Annotated in this window: 22 protein-coding genes and 1 riboswitch; of the genes, 9 read left to right on the forward strand and 13 right to left on the reverse strand. The window is 43.3% G+C overall.

The features are described 5' to 3' along the window. The first annotated feature begins 23 nt into the window (after positions 1 to 23). From COR50_RS21090 to COR50_RS21100, 3 genes are all read left to right on the forward strand, one after another. The gene (locus tag COR50_RS21090; protein WP_098195838.1) at positions 24 to 2,225 is read left to right on the forward strand and encodes a DUF4954 family protein; all 2,202 of its coding nucleotides are present in this window, start codon (positions 24 to 26) and stop codon (positions 2,223 to 2,225) included. Positions 2,226 to 2,509: 284 nt separating this feature from the next. Beyond that, on the forward strand, positions 2,510 to 3,064 hold the full coding sequence (locus COR50_RS21095; RefSeq protein WP_098195839.1) for a DNA-3-methyladenine glycosylase I: 555 nt from the start codon (positions 2,510 to 2,512) through the stop codon (positions 3,062 to 3,064). Between the two features lie 179 nt (positions 3,065 to 3,243). Continuing rightward, positions 3,244 to 3,885, forward strand: coding sequence for a response regulator transcription factor (locus tag COR50_RS21100; protein ID WP_098196349.1), 642 nt, complete (start codon positions 3,244 to 3,246; stop codon positions 3,883 to 3,885). A 12-nt stretch (positions 3,886 to 3,897) separates the two neighbouring features. On the opposite strand, the gene COR50_RS21105 is transcribed toward COR50_RS21100, so the two are convergent. The 10 genes from COR50_RS21105 to COR50_RS21150 form a co-directional block, all read right to left on the reverse strand. Further along, positions 3,898 to 4,332 (reverse strand): septal ring lytic transglycosylase RlpA family protein, encoded by a 435-nt coding sequence (locus tag COR50_RS21105; RefSeq protein ID WP_098195840.1) that lies wholly within the window; start codon positions 4,330 to 4,332, stop codon positions 3,898 to 3,900. Positions 4,333 to 4,433: 101 nt separating this feature from the next. Next, complete coding sequence (locus COR50_RS21110) at positions 4,434 to 5,489, reverse strand: cytochrome-c peroxidase (protein ID WP_098195841.1); 1,056 nt, start codon at positions 5,487 to 5,489, stop codon at positions 4,434 to 4,436. Continuing rightward, positions 5,489 to 6,250: an MbnP family protein gene (locus tag COR50_RS21115; RefSeq protein ID WP_157761048.1), complete on the reverse strand. Its 762-nt coding sequence runs from the start codon at positions 6,248 to 6,250 to the stop codon at positions 5,489 to 5,491. The genes COR50_RS21110 and COR50_RS21115 overlap by 1 nt, the downstream gene beginning before the upstream one ends. A gap of 142 nt (positions 6,251 to 6,392) precedes the next feature. Next, a complete protein-coding gene (fucP, locus tag COR50_RS21120; RefSeq protein WP_098195843.1) occupies positions 6,393 to 7,658 on the reverse strand; it encodes an L-fucose:H+ symporter permease in 1,266 nt (421 codons plus the stop codon). A gap of 34 nt (positions 7,659 to 7,692) precedes the next feature. Then, complete coding sequence (locus COR50_RS21125; protein WP_098195844.1) at positions 7,693 to 8,478, reverse strand: L-fucose dehydrogenase; 786 nt, start codon at positions 8,476 to 8,478, stop codon at positions 7,693 to 7,695. A 25-nt stretch (positions 8,479 to 8,503) separates the two neighbouring features. Beyond that, on the reverse strand, positions 8,504 to 9,337 hold the full coding sequence (locus tag COR50_RS21130; protein WP_232516221.1) for an amidohydrolase family protein: 834 nt from the start codon (positions 9,335 to 9,337) through the stop codon (positions 8,504 to 8,506). Positions 9,338 to 9,371: 34 nt separating this feature from the next. Then, a complete protein-coding gene (locus COR50_RS21135) occupies positions 9,372 to 9,710 on the reverse strand; it encodes an L-rhamnose mutarotase (RefSeq protein WP_098195845.1) in 339 nt (112 codons plus the stop codon). Positions 9,711 to 9,782: 72 nt separating this feature from the next. Continuing rightward, positions 9,783 to 10,634: a fumarylacetoacetate hydrolase family protein gene (locus COR50_RS21140; RefSeq protein ID WP_098195846.1), complete on the reverse strand. Its 852-nt coding sequence runs from the start codon at positions 10,632 to 10,634 to the stop codon at positions 9,783 to 9,785. 8 nt (positions 10,635 to 10,642) lie between these two features. Then, positions 10,643 to 11,389 (reverse strand): hypothetical protein, encoded by a 747-nt coding sequence (locus tag COR50_RS21145; RefSeq protein ID WP_098195847.1) that lies wholly within the window; start codon positions 11,387 to 11,389, stop codon positions 10,643 to 10,645. A 38-nt stretch (positions 11,390 to 11,427) separates the two neighbouring features. After that, complete coding sequence (locus tag COR50_RS21150) at positions 11,428 to 12,204, reverse strand: SDR family NAD(P)-dependent oxidoreductase (protein ID WP_198405884.1); 777 nt, start codon at positions 12,202 to 12,204, stop codon at positions 11,428 to 11,430. Positions 12,205 to 12,322: 118 nt separating this feature from the next. On the opposite strand from COR50_RS21150, the gene COR50_RS21155 reads away from it, so the two are divergent. Beyond that, positions 12,323 to 13,018 (forward strand): M15 family metallopeptidase, encoded by a 696-nt coding sequence (locus COR50_RS21155; RefSeq protein WP_157761049.1) that lies wholly within the window; start codon positions 12,323 to 12,325, stop codon positions 13,016 to 13,018. Positions 13,019 to 13,090: 72 nt separating this feature from the next. After that, on the forward strand, positions 13,091 to 13,702 hold the full coding sequence (locus tag COR50_RS21160; protein WP_098195849.1) for a TrmH family RNA methyltransferase: 612 nt from the start codon (positions 13,091 to 13,093) through the stop codon (positions 13,700 to 13,702). Positions 13,703 to 14,248: 546 nt separating this feature from the next. Here COR50_RS21160 and COR50_RS21170 read toward each other — a convergent pair. The 3 genes from COR50_RS21170 to COR50_RS21180 form a co-directional block, all read right to left on the reverse strand. Then, positions 14,249 to 16,624, reverse strand: coding sequence for a ribonucleoside-diphosphate reductase subunit alpha (locus tag COR50_RS21170; protein ID WP_098195851.1), 2,376 nt, complete (start codon positions 16,622 to 16,624; stop codon positions 14,249 to 14,251). Between the two features lie 222 nt (positions 16,625 to 16,846). Continuing rightward, complete coding sequence (locus tag COR50_RS21175) at positions 16,847 to 17,821, reverse strand: ribonucleoside-diphosphate reductase small subunit (protein ID WP_098195852.1); 975 nt, start codon at positions 17,819 to 17,821, stop codon at positions 16,847 to 16,849. A gap of 130 nt (positions 17,822 to 17,951) precedes the next feature. Continuing rightward, positions 17,952 to 18,155: riboswitch (cobalamin riboswitch) on the reverse strand. A 274-nt stretch (positions 18,156 to 18,429) separates the two neighbouring features. Then, positions 18,430 to 19,983, reverse strand: a complete 1,554-nt coding sequence (locus COR50_RS21180) for a hypothetical protein (RefSeq protein WP_098195853.1) — start codon at positions 19,981 to 19,983, stop codon at positions 18,430 to 18,432. Positions 19,984 to 20,181: 198 nt separating this feature from the next. Between COR50_RS21180 and leuC the strand changes: the two genes are divergently transcribed. From leuC to leuB, 4 genes are read left to right on the forward strand one after another with little or no spacing between them, the layout of a single operon-like run. Beyond that, the gene (gene leuC, locus COR50_RS21185; RefSeq protein WP_098195854.1) at positions 20,182 to 21,585 is read left to right on the forward strand and encodes a 3-isopropylmalate dehydratase large subunit; all 1,404 of its coding nucleotides are present in this window, start codon (positions 20,182 to 20,184) and stop codon (positions 21,583 to 21,585) included. A gap of 10 nt (positions 21,586 to 21,595) precedes the next feature. Beyond that, on the forward strand, positions 21,596 to 22,348 hold the full coding sequence (locus COR50_RS21190; RefSeq protein WP_098195855.1) for a class I SAM-dependent methyltransferase: 753 nt from the start codon (positions 21,596 to 21,598) through the stop codon (positions 22,346 to 22,348). Positions 22,349 to 22,379: 31 nt separating this feature from the next. Further along, positions 22,380 to 22,979, forward strand: coding sequence for a 3-isopropylmalate dehydratase small subunit (gene leuD / locus COR50_RS21195; protein ID WP_098195856.1), 600 nt, complete (start codon positions 22,380 to 22,382; stop codon positions 22,977 to 22,979). 31 nt (positions 22,980 to 23,010) lie between these two features. Then, positions 23,011 to 24,090, forward strand: coding sequence for a 3-isopropylmalate dehydrogenase (gene leuB, locus COR50_RS21200; RefSeq protein ID WP_198405729.1), 1,080 nt, complete (start codon positions 23,011 to 23,013; stop codon positions 24,088 to 24,090). Positions 24,091 to 24,132: the final 42 nt, after the last annotated feature.

The following is a 24,132-nucleotide window of genomic DNA, read 5'->3' on the forward strand; positions in this document are numbered from 1 at the left end:
TTAACACTTAACATCGCAGCAGCATGAACCGTATACAGAAAAAACCGTTAAAAGACCTGGGCTATCATTTTATTGATGGTGCATACCTTCCAAACGGTAAAAACGAATACTACCTGCGCGATCAGCAAAGAGGGAATCAATTAACCTACCGGAAATTAAACGCGCAAGAGATAGAAACACTCGTGCGCAATGATAATACTTCCGATGATTGGAACAACATCTTCGTAGCGGATGAATTTGACCCGAAGCTGGTACAACACTGCCATTTTTACGGCTTGGTGCGCATTGGTAAATTAGAACCTTATTACTTAGAATACAGGAACCTGCGCCTACCCGTAGGATTATATAATAGTACAATTGCATCTTGTGATTTCGGTGACAACATCGTGATCCATAATGTTAATTTCCTCTCCCATTATATCATCGGGAATGAAGTCATCCTCGCTAATATTAATGAGATGGCCACCACCGACTATGCCAAGTTCGGGAACGGCATCGTTAAAGACGGGGAAGATGAAAAGCTCAGGATATGGTTGGAGTTATGCAACGAAAATGGCAACCGCTCCGTAATGCCTTTCGATGGCATGCTACCCGGTGACGCTTACTTATGGACCCGGCACCGAGATGACCAACAGATCCAACAAAGATTCAAAGAATTTACCGAGAAAAAATTTGATAAAAAAAGAGGGTACTATGGTATTGTAGGAGATCGTAGCGTCATCAAACATTGCAATATCATTAAAGATGTAGCGGTTGGTTCTGATGCTTATATCAAAGGCGCTAACAAGTTGAAAAACTTGACGGTTAACAGCAGCGCCCAAGCGCCTTCCCAAATCGGGGAAGGCTGTGAGTTGGTAAACGGGATTATCGGTTATGGATGCCGCATTTTCTACGGCGTGAAAGCGGTGCGTTTTATCTTGGCATCGCATTCACAACTAAAATACGGCGCCCGGCTCATCAACTCTTTCCTTGGAAATAATGCGACTATTTCCTGCTGCGAAGTATTGAACTCCTTAATCTTTCCTGCGCATGAACAACACCATAATAACTCGTTCCTATGCGCAGCTTTGATTATGGGTCAAAGTAATATGGCAGCGGGAGCCACGATAGGATCAAATCATAACTCCCGTGGAGCCGATGGTGAAGTAATTGCGGGCAGGGGTTTCTGGCCGGGTTTGTCGGTAAGCCTCAAACACAATTCCATCTTTCCAACCTTTACCTTGATCGCGAAAGGCACTTATAGCCATGAAATGAATATCCCCTTCCCTTTCAGCTTGGTCATTAACGATGAACATGAAAATTCGTTGAAGATCATGGCGGGGTATTGGTTTACCTATAATATGTACGCTCTCGCCAGGAATAGCTGGAAATACGTGGACAGGGATAAACGGAACGATAAAATGCCTGTCATAGAATATGATTACCTGGCGCCTGATAGCGTTGAAGAATTAATGGAATCACTCCCCATCATGGCATCGGCAGTTGGTAAGTCGTATTTGTTGCAACAGCAACTTCCACTGGAAGGCGACTTCAGGAAAACCGGGCACGATTTGCTGATGAATCAACCTGAAATAGTAGCTGGTTTGGAAGTTTTACTCGACAATATCGAAAACAGCCACAGGAAAGTAAAGCTTCTAAAAGCGCATAAGATATATCGTTTTTATCATGATCTAATCGTGTTGTACGGTGTTAAAAACCTCGTAGCTCATTCCGAGGAACTGGGTTTAAGTAATTGGCAAAGCATGTTGGATTTTTTTGCAGATGCCCATCGCGAAGCCTGGGTCAATGTTGGAGGACTGCTAATGCCACGCTCGCGGATGAACAAGCTAACAGATAATATCAAATCTGGTACGATAGATAGTTGGGATAGCGTACATGAAGCGTACAAGCTAATCGGGTCTGATTATAAAAAGGAGAAATTGAAACATGCCTGGGCCAGTATGCTCGAAGTGGCAGGTTACAACCTACCCGACATCGATATGAAAGTATTGCGACAATTATTCAACCGGGCAATTGCTACCCAAGAAATTATTGCCCATAGAATCTATCACTCCCGCGAAAAAGATTACAAAAATCCATTCCGTTTAATGAGTTATGACAATGTAGCAGAGATGGAAGCCGTAATCGGCAAGCTGGATGACAATACCTTTATCAACGAAACGATCACCGCATTAGAAACATTCAAACACGAATCCACCCAACTACTTTCAAGGATTAACTTTTGATTTCAGATCACAGGATTACATGGAATTCGCTATTTAAATTCATCTTGATTTATTTTAAATATTTTAACTGTTAACTTACTTAATTGCGAATTCCATGTAATCCTAATTAACACTAATCCAATTCACGATCATACTTATCGATTCTAAATCTATAACGGCAGCCCGGCATAGATATACCCAACCTAAATGAAAATTATACATTAACTTGGCACACGATAAATGTTGTAATGTATTCCGTGTATTCCCGTAATCCATTATAAATCCGCGAACTTAATTTACGTGACATGGAAAAGAAAAGATGCGCCTGGTGTTTAAAGGACAAATTATATATGGATTACCATGACCATGAATGGGGTACTCCACTGCATGATGACACCAGGTTGTTCGAGATGCTCAACCTCGAAGGGGCACAAGCAGGACTAAGTTGGTACACAGTCCTTACCAAGCGTGAAAACTACCGTGAAGCTTTTGACAATTGGGATGCTAAAAAAATTGCCAAATATGGTGATAAAAAAGTTGCTGAGCTTTTAGCGAATCCCGGTATCATCAGGAACAAGTTAAAGGTGGCCGCTACTATTTCTAATGCCGCGGCCTTCCTTGCCGTGCAAAAGGAATTTGGTAGCTTCGATCATTATATATGGTCGTTCGTAGAGCATCAACCGATCGTTAACCAGTTCAAATCGTTATCACAAGTACCTGCAAAAACCGGCATCTCGGATATGATGAGCAAGGATCTGAAAAAGAGAGGGTTTAAGTTTGTCGGCTCAACGATCTGCTATGCATTCATGCAAGCCGTTGGCATGACGAATGATCATATGATGGATTGTTGGAAAAGATAATAGATTATTAATTTTATCCCGATTGATTATCAATGCTTTATTAAATTCAAAGCTATAATTGTTTATATAAACCGTGTTTTAACGGTGTACCGGGAATAGTGGATAGATTATTTTCGAATAAATTTAAACCCATGGACCCGGTATTAAATATAAATAGTCATAAAAATTACAATACTGTAATGGATAAAATTAAGGTAGCCTTGGTAGACGACCATAAACTATTACGCTCCGGATTGGCTAATCTTATCGATACATTCGATGAGTATGATGTAGTTTTCCAAGCGGATAATGGTATTAGTATGCAGCAGGAGTTGAAAAAAGCCGAGGAGCCTGACATTCTTTTGCTTGACATCGATATGCCGGAAATGAATGGTTATGAAACAGCGCTTTGGCTCAAAGAGAATGCGCCTAATGTGAAAATTTTGGCGTTAAGTATGCACGACAATGAAGAAGCGATTACCCGGATGCTGCAACGCGGCGCTCGCGGTTATATATTGAAAGATACAGATCCGCAAGAACTAACAAAGGCACTCCAAGAAGTATCTGAAAACGGGTATTATTTTAATGATCTCGTTTCCGGTAGATTTTTGCATCGTGCCACCAATTCAACCATTAGTGAAGAACCCAAGTTAACAGAGAGGGAAATTCAATTCTTGAAATTAGCCGCTTCAGAAATGACATATAAAGATATTGCTGCTGAAATGGGATTGAGCTCGCGCACTATAGATGGTTACCGGGATGCCTTATTCATCAAGCTGGATATTAAAAGCCGCGTAGGTCTCGTGCTATACGCCATTAAATACGGAATCGTAAAAGTTTAATAGCGCTACCTTTCAGTTGTAAGATAACTCTTGAGCCGTGATGATGCTACTCGCATACTCACGGTTCACTACTTCAACCTTTACTTTCGTTAAACCACGGTAATAAAAACCCAATCGCTTCGCTGCCGCCTGCGTTAAATCCACCACCCTCTTATTGGCATAATGTAAACGATCCGTGATCCTTACGATCACCCATTTATGATTCCTTAGGTTCGTCACTTTAACATACGTACCTAATGGCAATTTATTATGCGCCGCGGTAAAATCATTATTATTAAATATTTCGCCGTTTGCAGTTTTACGCCCGTTGAATTTATTGGCATAATAGCTGGCTGTCCCAACCTGCGGTGCCTCCTGGGCTTGCGAACGTATGCCGGCCAAAGCCACGAACATAAAAATCAACACACTACACTTAGCAAAAAAATTTATTACTATACCCTTTTTCATACCCGGCCATTTTTGCAAAAACTATGCTAGGATTATCCCTGCTCACAGGTTCTAACAAGAATTTCACATATAACTTTATTTGTCATATCAAATTAAAACCTTTAATCATTGATAATCAACTCCTTTAAGTCTTGATTATTAACCAGGTCTTCATCTGTTAATGTTCTCAAGAAAAAATAAAGGTTTCTTTGGTCTATACCGGATAAGTTTAACCCGTTTTTGACCAATGGATCCACGGTGGCAGACTGCTCAATACCGGAATTGTAATGGTTAAACACTTGAAATATATCATAAAACCTACCGTCATGCATATAAGGTGGACTTTTCATGATGTTTCTCAAGGTCGGCACTTTGAATTTCATATAATCGCCGGTGTTATTGGTGATTCTCATTCTTCCCACATCATCTAAGAAAGTATTGTAAGGAATACCGTTATTACGGTAAGAAAAATCGGTAAAAAGCGGTTCTTTATGACAGGAAGCACATTTTGCTTTAAACACCTCGTAGCCCGTTTCTTCCTCATAGGTAAAAGATACATTTCCAATATGGTTTATAACGCTGTCGTACTTGGTAGTAAAACTATTTACCGTGGCCATGAACTGGGATAATGCTTTAAATAACCTTTCTGTAGTTACCTGGTCTGTACCGTAAGCCGCTTTAAACATTTTCCTGTAAGTGGCATTTCCTTGTACCTTGTTGATAATATTTTCGAGGGTCTCTCCCATTTCATTAGGATCGGTAAAGGGTGTAAGCGGCTGGATATCCAGGTGGTTAACTCCGCCATCCCACATGAAGTTTTGCTGCCAAATCACGTTGAACATCGTTGGAACGGTGCGGGTTCCGGTTCTATTTTCAACCCCGTGGCTCAGCGGGTGGTCAAAATGTGAGAATGCTGCGAACTGTTGGTGACAAAAGCCGCAGGAAACAGTGCTATCCTTCGACAAACGGGGATCATAAAACAACCGCCTTCCAAGGGCTATACCTTCCATCGTCAATGGGTTATTCTCGAAATTATAAACCGGTTTTGGAAAATAACTAGGTAGATCCAGGGTATATGGTTCCGGCGCAGGTGTTACTTCATCGGTCTTACCCGGTGAGCAGGTATATAACAACCAGCAAAAAGCAAGAAAATATAATATGTAAAGCTTCCTGTTCATTACTCGGAAACGCTTAGTATGGAAAACATTTTACTATAATTCTGATATACGCCGTAGGCAGTTTCCCCGGGAACATGCACAGTTGAAGTTACTTGCAAAGAGATTGGACGTGTACCGTCGAACCATTTTGCAACATCAGCGCTCAATGTTATCTTAACTTCCTGTTGCGCGTTCAACTGTACCGTGTTTACCGGTAACACAATTTCATGTAAAACGCTGTAAGTGCCTTGAAACCCGCCGATGTGTAAAGCAAATGTATGATCCGGCGTATTAGCCGCATCCGACTGCCCTTCTAATTTCGCCATGATATACCCGCTGTTCCAGCTCCAAAACATTCCATGAACGGGATCTAGCGCACCCGATTGAACACCGCTGTTATTTCTCGCGCTATCGACCCCGACTAAAAAAGCTATGGAGGTAATCTTTCCAGCCTTTACATCACTCAATATCAACTGTTTAGATGCCGAAACAGATTCATCAACCAGGAAATAATCGCCGGGTAACCTTTCCTCGCTACCATCAGAATATTTCAGTTTAAAATTACTGAGGTAATATTTGAAGGTAGTGATGCTAAGCCCCTCACCAGAATTGTTTTGATATTGAGTATCATTTAGTCGAAGCGCAGTTCCGTTAAAAACATGGAACATTGACAATTGAATTGTTCCGGTTGCAGCACCGGGTTTTGTGTCGCTATCATTATTACAGGCTACGGAAAGTAGCAGGATAAACAGGGTGGCATATGACTGCAAGCACTTTTTCATACAATAGGATTCTGATATAAGGTACAACAAAAATAGCAATTGGATGGTTGTTGCCTCGGTACCGCGGAAATCAAAAAAGCTACCGGGAATCATCCCGGTAGCCTTCCAATTTTTTCAAAAATCAAGCTTTACAGTAACAGGGCTAATGTGCAGCTATCGTTTTTACTTTATATTTCGAAGCAGCGAAATAATACACCGCTAAGAAGCAAACTAATGGCACGATGAAACCTGTCGCCGTCGAAGTTAACTTGGCAACATACCCCATCAGCAGCGGCACCAAAGCGCCCCCGACAATTGACATTACCAAATACGAAGAAGCCCTTTTAGTGTGAGTGCCCAAATTCTTAATCCCCAAAGCAAATATTGTCGGGAACATGATCGACATGAAGAAGAAAATAGCCGTCAATGCAAAAACGGAAATGGCACCTTTACCCATCATTACAACGATAGATAAGGCGATATTAATTAATGCATAATAACGCAACAATGTGTGCGGCGCTATCTTTTGCATCAAAGCCACCCCGATAAATCTACCCAATGTAAACAATAAGAATCCAATAGATAAAATAATCGCCGCATCCTTACTAGATAAACCGACCCAATATTCCGTTGCATAATTTAAGAATACTGCACCGACACAAACCTGCGCTGCTACGTAAAAAAACTGCGCGATTACACTCCAGATGAAATGGGGCTGTTTCGATAACGGGATATCGATCTTCTCCCCGCTGGTGCTTACTTCTGCCTGTTCTTGAATATCCGGTAATTTCGTTCTCATGAACAAGATAGCTAACAGCAAAACAATCACGCCGAGTATTACGTAAACGTATTGCACGGATGATAAATCGGCTTGTGCTGCGGCTGGGCTACCTTCTTCTTGGAAGAAAAAGAAGCCGCCGATATTCGAACCGATCAATGAACCCAGTCCATTGAAACATTGTGATAAAGTTAGCCTTCTTTCCGAAGTTGCAGGGCTGCCTAAAACAGTTACATAAGGATTGGCCCCGGTTTCTAAGAAAGATAATCCCGATGCCAACACGAAAATGGAAGCCAGGAATGCCAAGTAATTCAGGTAATGTGCCGAAGGATAAAATAAGAACGCGCCCGTAGCAAATAACAACAAACCGAGGATGATACCGCTCTTATAACTATAACGCCGCATTACGATACTGGCAGGAATAGCCCAAATAAAGTAAGCTCCGAAGTAAGCCAACTGTATCAGGTAGGTTTTTTCTTGCGGCACTTCCATTGCTTCCTTGAAATGCTTATTGAGCACATCGAGCAAACCGTAAGAGGCGCCCCACATAAAAAACAGGCTCGTTACCAAGATCAATGGAAAAAGGTACTTGCTGTTTTTGGAAGTGGAATCTGTTGACGTAAACGTGGATGTTGGAGCTCCGCCAGCCATAAATAATTGATTTAGTTGGTGATTGATAGAATCTTTATTTTAACGACCGGTCTAAATGCGTATAACCCCCATCGACATAAATTATCTGCCCGGTAGTGTGCGAAGAGCGGCTACTTATCAAGAATACGCTCATGTCAGCAATCTCTTCCGCGGTGGTCATCCTTTTTCCCAGTGGAATATTGTTCGTGATACTTTTTAGTTTTTCCTTTGGATCCGGTAATGAGTTGATCCATGTTTCATATAGTGGCGTCCATACCTCCGCAGGAATTACCGTGTTGACACGGATATTATAAGGCAGCAGTTCTACGGCCCATTCCCTCGTCAAGGCATTGATAGCTCCCTTGCTGGCGGCATAACCGGAAGTGTTTCCCTGCCCGGTATCAGCCACCTTGGAACCGATATTAAGGATACTACTTCCCTTCGACTGCTTCAGGTAAGGCAAAGCAAAATGCGCCAAGTTGTAATAATGAGATAAGTTTTGCTGTAAAGATTTCATGAATGCTTCGGGGCTGCCGTTTTCCAAACCCACACCATCGTTGGCCCCGGCATTATTGACCAGGCCGTCGATTTTACCATAAGCCTTCACCGTGGCATCAATTAAGTTTTCGCAATCAGCTACAATGCCCAGTTCTGCTTTTACTTGCATAGCTTGACCGCCTTTAGCAGTAATCGCTGCTACTGTTTTTTGATTGTCAGCTTCATTTCTTCCGGCAATCACCACGGTAGCACCTTCGGCAGCAAGAGATTTTGATATGGCTTCGCCGATACCTTTAGCGCCCCCGGTTACGATGATTACTTTTCCATCTAATCCTAAATTCATGATCTTATAATTTTAATTCCGATCCTTACAAGTTGTAAAAACGGATCGCGTTTTCTCCCATGATGGCGACTTTTTCCGCTGTAGTCAAAGGATCTATAAAACGTTCAATAATTTCTTTGATTTGTTGATAACCGCCCCCTAGCAACGAAACCGGCCAATCAGACCCAAACATCAATCGCTTGGGGCCAAATGCTTGCAAAGCAACATCCAGGTAGGGTAATAGATCATCATATTTCCAATTTTTCCAATCCGCTTCCGTCACCAACCCGCTCAACTTGCAACACACATGCTGTTGTTGTGCCAAGTAAGCAATCTCGTCCTTCCAAACAGAAATCTCCTTGTCTTTAATGCCGGGTTTCCCCAGGTGATCCAGTACAAATGCTTGGTTGGGAAATTGTGCAACGAATGGAATAACTTGTTTTAATTGTGTATGGTATACAAGGATATCATATGTAAAATGATGCTTGGCTAGAGCTTTAATTCCCCTTTTAAAATCTTCCTGCAATAAAAATCCCGGATCCTTCTCAGCTTGAACGATGTGGCGAAAGCCTTTCAGCTTCGGGAACTTGGACCATTCCGACAATTGCCTTTCGATATCATCAGCCTTTAAATCAATCCAACCAACAACACCTCGGATAAAGGTGTGTTCGTTAGCTAAATCCAGTAAGAAGCGTGTTTCTAACAATGATTGATCCGCTTGTACGGCAACGCAGGCATCAATACCGTTTGCCTGTAATTCCGCTGCCAAATCACCGGGAAAGAAATCCCTTTGGATCATGGACATATCATCTGTAATCCAAGCATCCTTAACCGGTTCATATTTCCAGAAATGTTGATGCGCGTCGATGCAAATTGACATGGAATTTATTTTTGAAGGCGTAGATATTTAATATTTAAGATATAGCGCAAATTTTATCCATCATGATCCATTTTTCACCCTCCTTGGCAACGGGTAATGCCTGCTGGTATTTCCACATTAAGGCTTCCCATTCCTGGACTTTCGGGTTGGCTGCATCCATGGCGGCTTTCTTTTCGAAGCTAAATTGCTCATCAACTTCCATGATCATAAACAACCTGTTCATGATCCTGTAGATCTCTAGCAATATTACACCGCTGGAAAGAATGCTATCCGCTATTTCCGGCCAAACCGCGGCATGGTATTGCTCGTATTCGGCAATCAGCTTGGGATCGTCCTTTAAATCTAAAGCCATGCAATATCTTCTCGTGCTCATAACCGTGGTTGTTTTGGAGTGATAAATAAAGGGATGCCGCCCTGGCAAAAATGGCGGCATCCCTTGAAAATATTATTGGTAAGCTTCGGCCACTTGTTTAGAAGTGCCCAAACCGTCGATACCTAATTCTATTACATCCCCGGCCTTGATATATACGTTGGGGTTCATTCCCAAACCTACGCCGGCAGGAGTTCCTGTTGAAATAACATCACCCGGAAGTAAAGTCATGAATTGGCTCAAATATGCCACCAGGAAAGGTATTTTGAAGATCAGGTTGGCCGTGGTGCCGTCCTGCATGGTTTTACCGTTCAATGTTAACCAAAGGCGCAAGTTATTTACATCCTTGATCTCATCCTTAGTAACCAACCAAGGGCCTAATGGAGCGAAGGTATCATTGCTTTTACCTTTTACCCATTGACCGCCGCGCTCCAACTGGAAAGCTCTTTCGGAATAATCATTATGCAAGCAGTAACCGGCCACGTAATCCATCGCGTTTTCCTCGTTGACATAACTGGCTTTCTTACCGATCACAACAGCTAGCTCGACCTCCCAATCCGTTTTTTCAGAACCCTTGGGAATGACCAATGCATCATTTGGACCTACGAGAGAAGAAGTTGATTTGAAAAATACGATCGGCTCTTTAGGAATCGCGGCATTGGTTTCCTTGGCATGGTCGGCATAGTTTAAACCGATACATACTATTTTAGATGGCCTTTGAATAGGCGATCCGATCCTCGCATCTGCCGGAACTGCCGGGCAAGATGATTTATTTTGTTCCCACCAGCCAGCTAATCTTTCAAGGCCAGCAGTTTCAAAAAATCTTTCACCGAAATCTTCACCGAAGGCAGACACATCAAATGTTCCCGCCCCGGTAACCACGGCCGGTTTTTCTGAACCCGGCGTTCCGAACCTAGTTAGTTTCATATCTTTTATTAACTTTTTCTAAAAAATCTAATTTGTTTGGCGCCGAGCCTGCCATCCTTTACCCAGATATCAAGCACTTCCATAAATTGTTCGCCGGCTTTAAACCCGAACATCACGCGGTCGTCTTTATCGACCCGGATCGTTGGAACGGCTCCCGGCGGCACGATCGTGCCTTTATTTAAATCGGCGCCGCCGAAAGAATAATGCACCATGATGGAATCATCAACATTCGTTTTCATCGTAAAAACTTTAAAGTCGCTGATGATGCTACCGGATTGTATCTCCTTGCTGTAGCCGGTTACGAAAGAAGCATTTTTATTCGGCTGGCCAAATCCTTTTACCTCTTCAACATAAGTCCAGATTTCTTTCGGCGGAGAGTTATGGTGCAAAATCCTCATGATACCATCTTTTTCGAAAGCGTGGTAATAACGTGTTTGCTTATTCTCTTTTAAAAGAGCTATGTAAGCGCTGTTGGGCTTATCCCACAGCACGCTGTATAGTTCAGCTTCATTATATCCCTGGGCCACTTTCAGGTCGAAAGTTTCCTCTTTGTCTTTACCGTTCAAGCTAAACTTGATATGCACTTTCTGTTCATCTTCATCCATACCCGTGATAGCAACAGCAACCGTTCCGGCAGGTGTTGCAGGTTTGAATTTCAGTGTGTCTTCTCCTTTCTGATCGCTCTTGGAGGATGAGTTGCAAGCCATGGAAAAGCTAACAACAACAGCCATCAAAAGCCAAGCTAAATGTTTCATTGGAATTTGATTTTGTTAGATAATATCCGACAAATCTATTAATTATTCAAGCGAATAAAGCCGCCGTCTATCGGATAATCGCAACCAGTAATGAATCCAGCTTCGTCAGAGCACAGGTAAAGCGCTTGGTAAGCAATCTCGGTAGGCTTAGCCATCCTACCGATCGGCTGTGTCTTAGACAGCTTTTCGAACATCTCTGCTTCTTTACCCGGGTAATTTTTGGAGATAAATCCGTCTACGAAAGGTGTGTGTACCCTGGCCGGGGAAATACAATTGCAACGTATATGGTATGGTAAATAATCTTTTGCGACGGATAAAGTCATTGTCAGCACGGCGCCCTTACTCATAGAATAAGCAAATCGATCCGGGATGCCTACGCTGCTGGCAATGGAAGCCACGTTAAGAATTACGCCGCTATCCTGTTGCTTCATCTGTTCGATGACAGCTAGCATGCAATTATAAGTTCCTTTTACATTGACTTGGTAAACCCTGTCAAAATCTTCTTCCGCCGTGGTGTCCAATTTACCAATATGGGCGATACCCGCACAGTTTACTAATATATCAATCCGACCCTGCCCGGATATAATTTGCTGCATAACTGCTTTTACATCCGTTTGACTGGCCACGTTACATTTATGGTAAGCAGCCTTGTAGCCATCTTGTAAAATGTTGGCCAAGGTCTCGGTACCGGCAGTTTCATTTAGTTCGATAATATTTACGAAAGCGCCTTGCGCAGCGAAACACTGCGAAATTGCTTGCCCGATACCACTTCCGCCGCCCGTAATTACGGCTACTTTTCCATCTAACCTAAACAGATTCATTACACCTTGATTTAAGGGTTCTAAAATACCTAAATAATAAGCCTGCAACAATTGTTTTTTACCCGTATATTGTACTTTCTTGACTAATTTTTATTAATTCAACCAATTGAACGTGAAAAAGATACCTATCCTCTGCCTTTTTCTGATTTGCCGGTATGCATTTGCCCAGCATATCCCCAAGAATCAATACGGTTTAGAAGTGATCAATACGATGGAATTATATCAACAATCCGTTCAAATTGATTCCAATCAATTAATGGTTCCATTGAAAGATTGGCTGCGGGGATTACACTATGATATCCGTTATGCTACCCGGCACAATTTCACAGGTTCCAAACTCTATGACACTGCCTTTGTTTTGGTGAGGCTCCCGGTTGCCAAAGCATTGAAAGCCGTGAATGACAGTTTGCAAAAGATGGGTTACTGCTTATTGATATTCGATGGTTATAGACCTTATAGCGTTACTGAAAAAATGTGGAAAATTGTTCCGGACGATCGCTACGCTGCCGATCCCAAAAAAGGTTCAGGCCATAACCGGGGTGCGGCAATAGATTTAAGTATTTATGACTTAAACCATCATCATCCCTTAAAAATGCCTACCGACTTTGATGATTTTACCGATCTCGCGCATCATGACTATATTATCACTGATCCCGAAGTAAGGAAGAACAGGGCCTTACTAAAAAGCTTGATGGAATGGCAAGGATTCAAAGCATTATCCACCGAATGGTGGCATTATTACCTGCCCGATTATAAAAAATATCCCTTGATGGATGTAGATTTCGAGTCATTAATCGAAGGAAAATAGCCGCAGTAGCCCTTTTACAGCAACTCACAGCAGAAAATACGTTACCTTTGCGGTTCACCAACATCCTATTCAATGACACCAGAACGTTCTGCAAGATTATTATCCGTACTCAACAAACGCCAACCTGACATAACCGTAGTGATGGATAATGTATTTGATCCGCATAACGTTGCAGCAGTAATGCGCTCTTGCGATGCCGTGGGCATACAGGAGATTTATACGCTCAAGAATACGATCCCATTGAAAAAACGCTACGGTTTTAAGAGTTCTTCCAGCGCATCGGAATGGTTGACCGTACATGCCTTTTCAGAAGTAGATGCCTTATTTGATGCGCTACGAAAAAAATATGATACCATCCTGACGACACATTTATCGGATAATGCCAAAACTTTACATGAGGTGAACTTTGCCTCGGGGAGCATCGCCATTGTTTTTGGCAATGAAAAATATGGTGTCAGTGATGAAGTACGTGAAAAATCTGATGGTGACATGATTATCCCCCAGGTTGGAATTATCAAATCGTTGAACATTTCAGTGGCATGTGCAGTAACTATTTATGAAGCATTTAGGCAAAAGCAACTGGCCGGACATTATGATCAACGTCGTTTAAGTGATACACAATTCGAATCCCTCAAAACAGAATGGGGATTTTTACCCGGTGATGCTGAATTTCCGGTTATATGAAGTACCGGGATTCGCGAATCCCGGTAACAAAAAAAGCGATTCCCGGTAACAAAAAAGCGAATCCCGGTAACAAAAAAAGCGAATCCCGGTAACAAAAAAAGCGAATCCCGGTAACAAAAAAAGCGAATCCCGGTAACAAAAAAAGCGAATCCCGGTAACAAAAAAGCGAATCCCGGTAACAAAAAAGCGAATCCCGGTAACAAAAAAGCGAATCCCGGTAACAAAAAAAGCGAATCCCGGTAACAAAAAAAGCGAATCCCGGTAACAAAAAAGCGAATCCCGGTAACAAAAAAAGCGAATCCCGGTAACAAAAAAGCGAATCCCGGTAACAAAAAAGCGAATCCCGGTAACAAAAAAAGCGAATCCCGGTAACAAAAAAAGCGAATCCCGGTAACAAAAAAAGCGAATCCCGGTAACAAAAAAGCGAATCCCGGTAACAAAAAAAGCGATTCCCGGTAACAAAAAAGCGAATCCCGGTAACAAAAAAGGACAACAAAAAATTGCTGTCCTTCATTTCATATTACTACTTGCGATTGGATAGACAAATTACGCGCTACATGTTACACAACCTTCCTCCATCGTACATACTGCGCCTTCAGGCACCTCAAGGGTTTCACCTTCAGCAGATTTTGCAACAACGGGCTCCATGTTCTGACCACCTTGTTTTTCCACGGTAAATTGTACAGCTTGTGCAGCAGCTTGCGTACGTAAATAGTACATACCTGTTTTCAAGCCTTTCTTCCAAGCGTAGAAGTGCATAGAAGTTAATTTACCGGTAGAAGGTGTATCAACAAAGAGGTTCAAAGATTGAGATTGGCAGATATAAGCACCGCGATCAGCAGCCATATCAATCAGGGTACGTTGCTTGATTTCCCAAACAGTTTTGTACAATTCCTTGATATTGGCAGGTATCTCGTTGATTTTTTGGATAGAACCGTTTGCCGCGATGATCTTATTTTTCATATCATTATCCCACAAACCGAGTTCTACCAAGTCTTTCAACAAATGTTTATTCACGACAACGAACTCTCCGCTCAATACTCGGCGGGTATAGATATTAGATGTATACGGTTCAAAACATTCATTGTTACCCAAAATTTGCGAAGTGGAAGCAGTAGGCATCGGCGCTACCAATAAGGAATTGCGCACACCATGTTTCACAACATCATCTTTAAGCGTAGCCCAGTCCCATCTTTCAGTAGGAGTCACACCCCACATGTCAAACTGCATGATTCCTTTAGACAATGGTGAACCGGCGAATGTTTCATATGCGCCTTCTTTGATGGCTAAATCCTTAGAGGCAGTCATGGCAGCGAAATAAATCGTTTCAAAGATTTCTTTGTTGAGTTGTTTCGCTTCCTCGCTTTCAAAAGGCAAACGCATCAGGATAAAAGCATCGGCCAAACCTTGCACCCCCAAACCAACCGGGCGGTGACGCATGTTGGAATTGCGGGCTTCTTCAACAGGATAATAGTTATAATCGATGATCCTGTTCAGGTTAACTGTTGCCTGGTAAGTTACTTCGTAAAGGCGTTCATGATCGAATTGACCTTCATTCACGAAGCGGGGCAATGCGAGTGATGCCAAGTTACAAACCGCCACCTCGTTAGCATCCGTGTACTCGATGATCTCGGTACAAAGGTTAGAACTCTTGATAGTCCCGAGGTTTTGCTGGTTAGATTTCGCGTTTGCAGAATCTTTGTATAACAAGTAAGGATTACCAGTCTCGATCTGCGCTTCCAGGATGGCGAACCATAACTCCTGTGCCTTGACCGTTTTACGGGCGCGACCTTCTTGCTCGTATTGCGTGTATAATTTTTCAAATTCCGGTCCCCATGTTTCGTGTAAACCCGGTGCTTCATGCGGGCAGAACAAGCTCCAATCGCCGTCAGACTCCACACGTTTCATAAATAGGTCAGAGATCCACAGTGCATAGAACAAATCGCGGGCACGTAATTCTTCCTTACCGTGGTTTTTACGCAGGTCCAGGAATTCGAAGACATCGGCATGCCAAGGCTCCAGGTAAATAGCGAAAGCGCCTTTACGCTTGCCACCACCTTGGTCAACATAACGCGCAGTGTCGTTGAAGACACGCAACATCGGGATGATACCGTTGGAAGTACCGTTGGTACCACTGATATAGGAACCCGTAGCACGGATATTGTGAATGCTTAAACCGATACCTCCGGCGCTTTGAGAAATTTTGGCTGTTTGTTTCAGCGTATCGTAAATACCTTCGATGCTGTCGTCTTTCATGCTCAGCAAGAAACAGCTACTCATTTGCGGTTTAGGGGTACCGGCATTAAACAAGGTAGGTGTTGCATGCGTGAACCAACGTTCAGACATCAGGTTGTAAGTTTTGATCACGCTCTCGATATCATCTTTATGAATGCCAACAGCCACGCGCATGATCATATGTTGCGGACGCTCGGCGATCTTACCGTCAACTTTGAGCAAGTAAGAACGTTCCAAAGTTTTGAAACCAAAATAGTCGTACGCGAAATCACGATCATAAATGATATTAGAATCGAGCGTATCCGCATTTTTCTTGATGATTTCATACACCTCATCACTTAATAATGGAGCAGGTTTGCCCACTTTAGGATCGATGTATTCATATAATTTCTTCATCGTTTTGGAAAACGACTTCGTAGTGTTCTTGTGTAAGTTACTTACCGCGATGCGGGAAGCCAACAAAGCATAATCCGGATGCTTGGTGGTGAGTGATGCGGCTGTTTCGGCAGCGAGGTTATCCAACTCGGTGGTCGTGACGCCATCGTACAAACCAAGGATCACCTTCTTTGCTACATCTATCGCATCAACATAATCGGGGTTCAATCCGTAGCACAACTTCTCAATACGTGCCGTAATCTTGTCAAATTTAACAGATTCCTTACGGCCATCTCTTTTAATAACAAACATACGCGGTAAATTTTATGGGTAGTAATAATATTTTTCAATTGGTATTTGATTGCGCGCCTGTCATGCCTGTCTGCCGAGGTTCGCGGCTGTCTGCCGAGGTTCGCGACTGTCTGCCGAGGTTCGCGGCTGTCTGCCGAGGTTCGCGACTGTCTGCCGTGGTTCGCGGCTGTCTGCCGTGGTTCGCGGCTGTCTGCCGAGGTTCGCGAACCTCGGCTGCAAAATCTAAAAATCTTCATCGAGACTAAACGTCTGGGCATCCTTGTTACCGCCCAAAACGCCGGCTTTTTGATAATCACCGACCCTCTTCTCGAAGAAGTTCGTTTTACCTTGCAATGAAATCATCTCCATGAAATCAAACGGGTTGGCAGTGTTAAACATTTTCTTACAACCCAGTTCCGACAACCAACGATCCGCAACGAACTCGATATACTGGCTCATCAACTCGCTATTCATCCCGATCAGGGCAGCAGGTAAAGCATCGATAATAAATTCTTTCTCAATAGCAACGGCATCCCCGATGATTTCATGCACTTGCGTTTCGGATAATTTTCCTTCCAACATGCTGTATAACAAGCAAGCAAATTCACAGTGCATCCCTTCATCGCGGCTGATCAATTCGTTTGAGAAAGTTAAACCCGGCATTAAACCGCGCTTTTTCAACCAGAAGATAGAACAGAAGCTACCGGAGAAGAAAATGCCTTCTACCGCGGCAAAAGCTACGAGGCGCTCTGCAAAATTCCCGTTCTCAATCCAACGCAAAGCCCATTCTGCTTTCTTCTTCACAGCAGGAACAGTTTCTACGGCGTGGAACAAACGGTCTTTCTCTGCCGGATCTTTCACGTAAGTGTCGATCAGCAATGCATATGTTTCGGAGTGAATATTTTCCATCATGATTTGGAAACCGTAAAAACAACGGGCTTCCGGGATTTGAACTTCGCTCATGAAGTTCACGGCCAGGTTTTCATTAACAATACCGTCACTAGCAGCGAAAAAAGCTAATACATGGGAAATAAAATGACGCTCGCCATCCGACATATTCGCCCAATCTTTTAAGTCGCCGCTCAAATCAATCTCTTCAGCAGTCCAAAAACTAGCCTCATGCCTCTTGTACATTTCCCAGATCTTGGGATAATTAATCGGTAATAAAACAAACCTGTCTTTGTTTTCTTTTAGAAGTATCTCATTCTCGTTGTTCATATAGATAATATTTTTGGCAACAATGTGTGAAAAAATTCAAATTACTGCCGTTCCCGTACCAGCAAAGAGTACGTGGTAAAAGATTAGGTGATGTACACCCGGGCCAAATACCTTGGAACGCGAAGGTTTCGACATAAACGTTGCATTGGCAGGTCTCCTGGCTTTCCTTCCCGGTACCGCACCTTCCCCGTTGGTTAAGCGAGTGGTCAGTGGATTTTGGGCAACGGATAATGAACCATTCATTATCGGAATCACAGTAGCGCGTCTGCTCGTGAGTTTCACACGATTCCCTTTTCATCTCTCTTTGCTAAGAACCATTGCAACGAAGTCAAGAACTATTGCAAATGTAATGATCAAGAAATGCCCCGGTCGATAAAGTTGCTAACAGGTGTTAATAAAAGTTTTAAACTTTTTGTGAAGCTAATAGGGGTAAAGGTTACAGTAATTTTAGTGCCTTTTCATCAACTTTTTTGGCATGGTAATAATTAATAATCTGTAATAAACACATTTTATAGGCAACAATATTCCATTCATTTTTTCTTACTAAAATGACACTCTCCTTCAATAAGTTATAGCATTTCCTGGATGGACCCCTACCTTGTAAAAAACTAAATCCGCGGAACCTTATTTTTGAACTTTTCCCGGATTACATCCTGCACGGGCACACCATCAATTTTACTTTCCAGCCAGGAGATAATATCGAGGTAAAGAAAGGATCTTCTTTCATATGGATTTTTGGAAAGTTCTACCAAGCGATCTTTTAAATCGATGAATGCTGCCCTTAATGCTTTCGGATGCGCATAAATGTTCTTACGGAGGAATTTCAATATCTCTTCCATGACCAAACCCAAATCTTTATTCTTGGCAATGAAATGGTAAACGGATTTTATTAAATATTCTACCAGGCTATAATTCTCCAGTTCATAATGCGCGATCAGGTGTAATATCCTCGCGAAGCATTGGATATCTGCACGCAAATTACCGATACGTAAGTGTATGATTTTATTTAGATAAACAATGGCATTATTATTATCCCCGCTACCGAAATACAAACAGGCTATCTTGTAATAAAAAACTAATACACGGTGTTGGTCCACCGTTAATTGGTGCTGGCAAATTTGCTCTTCAACCTCGGGAACCAGCGAAAGTCCTTCGGAGAAAGTCCCCATCATGAAATGCTGGTTGATCTTGGCCGTGTAGATATATACAAAAGCGCTGGTAGCGGTACTTTCATTAAACATATCCTTGTTATTAGCCGTATAATCTTCCAAGGCATGCAAAACGTCTGCAAACCGCTCACCGTTTGCATTGTAAAAGTGCGCCGTCAGCAAATTATGCATCCCCTTGATATAAAGATCCGGATCATTTTTCTTGAGAGACGGATATTCATCGCATAAGTCCACCCACTTCTGCGTATACCGGTAATACATTAAGAAATCCTGCAAAATATAGTAATACCAGCAATAGGCTTGATAGAAATAAATCTTTTCATAGAAACTCAACTCGGACGGCATATTAGAATTGAGGCTGATGTCAAAAAAACTCTTGATCATCAACACATCTTTCTCATTGCGGGCATGGCCCAGCTTCAGGTAAAGACCGTACATACGTAAGGCCAAAGTGGAAAGTCGGCTCACGTTCGTAAGGTGCGCATTGAGCATGATTGATTCCTCGCTCAGTTCATCAGCCCTATTTTCCAAGCTCCGGGTAATGTGCCGGGATTCGATCAGTTTCTCAAATTCTATAATTTCAAACCAAAGCAGCACTTCCTCCTGTTCCTTGGCACTAGCTTTTGCCTTGGAAAGTAATTTTAAACTTTGCGTATATAAACCTTTGTTATACAGCACCCTAGCATAATCGATCTGCTCCCTTAAATCGATCATCGGATCTTTCTGCTTGTACAATAAGCGTAAACTTGTCAATAATTGTTTATATAAATGCGCCTTTACATTTGATAATTGTTGTTTTTTAATCCCGGGCGTTTTTTTCAGCAGTTGCTCCTCATCGTAAGTATTCAAGCGATCCATCGCGTTGAATAATTGTATGAAAAGTACATCTTCCTTGGAATTATTCTTGTTAAACGCCAACTGAAAATTCCTTTTCTCTGCTTTCGTCAAGGTTTTTATCAATATAAATAAGGCATCGTTCTGGCTGTTGGGCATCGTTGAAAGATGTTTATAAAATACTAGTTATCAATTCATTACATCCTCTAAAGGGCGGTTGTATATCGTAAATAGATGAAAAGTCACCATATACCGTAAGGCTGTTGACCGTTAGATTTGAGTAAACGTTATCGAAGTTACCGATTATTACAAAAATAGGAAACGGCATACAAAAGCAAATACTAAAGTAATTTACGAATGGGAAAAACATTATTTGACAAAATTTGGGAGAACCACGTTGTAGCGAGCCAACCAGGGCACCCGGATGTAATTTACATCAACACGCATTTTATCCACGAAGTAACCAGCCCGCAGGCCTTCGATGGTTTGCGTAAAAGGGGCATCCCTGTTTTCAGACCCAATAAGACCCGCGCCACTGCCGACCATAATGTGCCTACGATGGATCAGCACCTGCCGATCAAGGAAGCATTGAGCCGCAAACAGGTTGAAATGTTAACTGAAAACACCGCGGCTTTCGGCGTAGAGCTATACGGACTCGGCCATCCGTATCAAGGTATCGTTCACGTAATCGGGCCGGAGCTGGGCATTACCCTACCGGGCATGACCATCGTTTGCGGTGATAGCCACACTAGCACGCACGGCGCTTTCGGCGCTATCGCATTCGGTATCGGTACTTCCGAGGTAGAACAAGTTTTGGCAACACAATGTATCCTTCAATACAAACCGAAAAGGATGAAAATTGAAATCAACGGCCAGTTAAAACCGGGCGTGGTTTCGAAAGACATCATCTTATATATTATCTCCAAGATCTCTGCCTCTGGCGCTACCGGTTATTTCGTGGAATATGCCGGGGAAGCTATCCGTAGCCTGAGCATGGAAGCCCGCATGACCATCTGCAACATGAGCATCGAAATGGGCGCCCGCGGCGGTATGATTGCCCCTGATGAAGTAACATTCGATTATATCAAGGGTCGCGAATTTGCACCCCAAGGCGCTGATTGGGACAAAGCCCTGGAATATTGGAAAACGTTGTATTCGGATGCAGATGCTCAATTTGAGAGTGTATTAACATTCGAGGCCGATGATATTGAACCGATGATTACCTACGGCACCAACCCGGGAATGGGCATGGGTGTAACACAACACATCCCGGCGCTTACCGAGATCGCGGAACATGAAAAACCGTCCTTCTCGAAATCCCTCTCCTATATGGACTTACAACCGGGCAGCCAATTGCTCGGCAAGAAAGTGGATTATGTATTTATCGGTAGCTGCACCAACAGCCGTATCGAAGACTTACGCCAGGTGGCCGAGTTTGTGAAAGGTAAGCAGAAGGCCGATGATGTAACCGTATGGATCGTTCCGGGTTCCAAGCAAGTGGAAGCGCAAGCTATTGAAGAAGGTATTGATAAAGTATTTGAATCTGCCGGGTTCCAATTGCGCCAACCGGGATGCTCCGCTTGCCTGGGCATGAACGAAGACAAAATTCCCGCTGGAAAATATTGTATCTCTACATCTAACAGGAACTTCGAAGGAAGGCAAGGCCCTAATGCCCGCACTTTCCTGGCTAGCCCTTTAACGGCTGCCGCAGCCGCCATCACCGGTAAAGTAGTAGATGTAAGGGAAATGTTAGCATCATAAAATTAAACTTATGTGGAACGCAACTTTATATAAAGAACAGCACGCCTTCGTATTCGAATATGGTAATGACCTCCTTTCGTGGTTAGATCCCAAGGAAGGGGAGCATATACTGGACGTAGGTTGCGGTACAGGAGAATTAACGGCCAAGATCGCCGAACCTGGAGCGATCGTTACAGGGATCGACCAATCCCCGGAAATGATCGAAAGCGCCCGCAGCCACTATCCTGAACTCCGCTTCGAAGTAGCAGACATCACGGAATTAAGCTTGGGCCAAGAGTACGATGCCATCTTTTCAAACGCTACCCTCCATTGGGTCCTGGAAAAGGAAAAAGCCGCAGCTCAAATGCGCAGGCATCTTAAACCCGGCGGCAGGCTGGTTTTAGAAATGGGGGGATTGAATAATGTAAAGTCGCTATCAGATGCCGTAAGCAAGGAATTGTTGAAAAGCAATTACGCCTTTCCCGCGGTATGGTACTTCCCTTCTGCAGCCCGGTATACGACCGTTTTGGAACACCAAGGATTAACGATCAGGAAAGTAATGTACTTCGACCGGGAAACGGAACTGAAAGACGGCGAAAATGGCATCGTGGAATGGTTGGAAATGTTTGGCGGTCATTTCTTCGTGAATGTACCCCCGGCCGAAAAACAACGCATCATGTACACCGTGCAAGAGAACCTGCGACCCACACATTTCCGTGACGGTAAATGGTTCCTCGATTATAAACGCTTGCGTATCCACGCCGAAAGACCGGCAAGTCATTAATTATTAAACAGAACAAGGAAGTAAAAATATTATGGATAAAACTTTTAAGAACCTGGTGTCAACGGTAGTACCCGTTCCAATTGAAAATATCGACACGGATCAGATTATCCCGGCACGTTTCCTAAAAGCCACGACCAGGGATGGTTTTGGTGAAAACTTATTCCGCGATTGGCGCTATAACGAAGATGGTTCTCCCAAACCGGATTTCGTGCTGAACAACCCTATCTATAGCGGGGAAATCCTAGTAGCAGGCAAGAACTTCGGTTGCGGTTCTTCGCGGGAACACGCGGCTTGGGCCATCGGTGATGCCGGGTTCAAAGTTGTAGTGAGCAGCTTCTTTGCCGATATCTTCAAGAACAATGCCTTGAACAACTTCATCCTTCCGGTACAGGTAACCGATGAATATTTAAATAAAATTTTTACAGCGGTGGAAGCCGATCCCAAAGCTACCCTTTCCGTAGACTTGGAAGCGCAAACCATCACGATCACCAGCACGGGGGAATCGGCACAATTCGACATCAATCCTTATAAGAAGACTTGTTTGTTGAACGGTTATGATGATATCGATTACCTGCTGAACCTCCGCCCGGAAATTGAAAATTACGAAGCTAGCAGACCATTTAATTTCTAATCCTACAACGCATTTATAAGAATCAACGAACATGGGTATTTCGAAAAAAATATTAGTCATCCCGGGAGATGGAATCGGTCAAGAGGTTACAACCTGGGGTAAAAAGGTGTTGGAAACAATAGCGGATAATTACGGTCATCAATTCACATTTGATGAAGGTATCATGGGGCATGTTGCCATCGAAGCAACCGGGGAACCTTTGCCTGCCGAAACATTAGAAAAGGCAAAACAATCCGATGCTATCTTATTCGGCGCCATCGGTCATGCCAAATATGATAATGATCCTACCCTGAAAGTACGGCCGGAACAAGGTTTGCTGAAAATCAGGAAAGAGCTGGGACTCTATGCCAACCTTCGCCCGATCAAATTATTCGATGACTTGCTGCAAGCATCGAGCATTAAGCCCGAAATACTTCAAGGTGCCGACATCCTGTTCTTCCGCGAATTGACCGGGGATGTATACTTCGGGGAGAAGAAACGCTCCGAAGACAGGAACACTGCTTCGGACCTGATGATCTATCATAAATACGAAGTAGAACGCATTGCCCGGAAAGCATTCGAGGCTGCCCGTACCCGCAAAAAGAAATTATGCTCAGTAGATAAAGCCAACGTATTAGAAGCTTCCCGCTTATGGCGCGAAGTTGTTCAAGAGTTAGCCAAGGAATATCCCGATGTAGAAACAGAACACATGTTCATTGATAATGCGGCCATGCAGCTCATCAAGGATCCGAAACGCTTCGACGTAGTTGTAACAGGTAACTTATTCGGTGATATCCTGACCGATGAGGCTTCCCAGGTAGCCGGCTCGATGGGTATGCTCGCTTCGGCTTCCGTGGGCGACAAGGTCGGGTTCTACGAGCCGATCCACGGTTCCGCGCACGATATCGCCGGGAAAGGGTTAGCGAACCCGCTCGCTTCTATCCTCTCTGCCGCGTTGCTGCTTGATATCTCTTTCGGTTTACAAGAAGAATCGCAAAGGATCATCAAGGCTGTAGATGCAAGTTTACGCCAAGGTTTCCGCACCATGGACATCGCCACCAAGCATACGGAAAATCAATTCTTGCTGGGTACGGAAGCCATGGGATTGAAAGTGATCGAAAACTTAACCTGATAACACCAATTTTAGCAGCCTTTCAACATAAAATTTCAAACA

The sequence above is a fragment of the Chitinophaga caeni genome (assembly GCF_002557795.1).
Taxonomy (GTDB): Bacteria; Bacteroidota; Bacteroidia; order Chitinophagales; family Chitinophagaceae; genus Chitinophaga; species Chitinophaga caeni.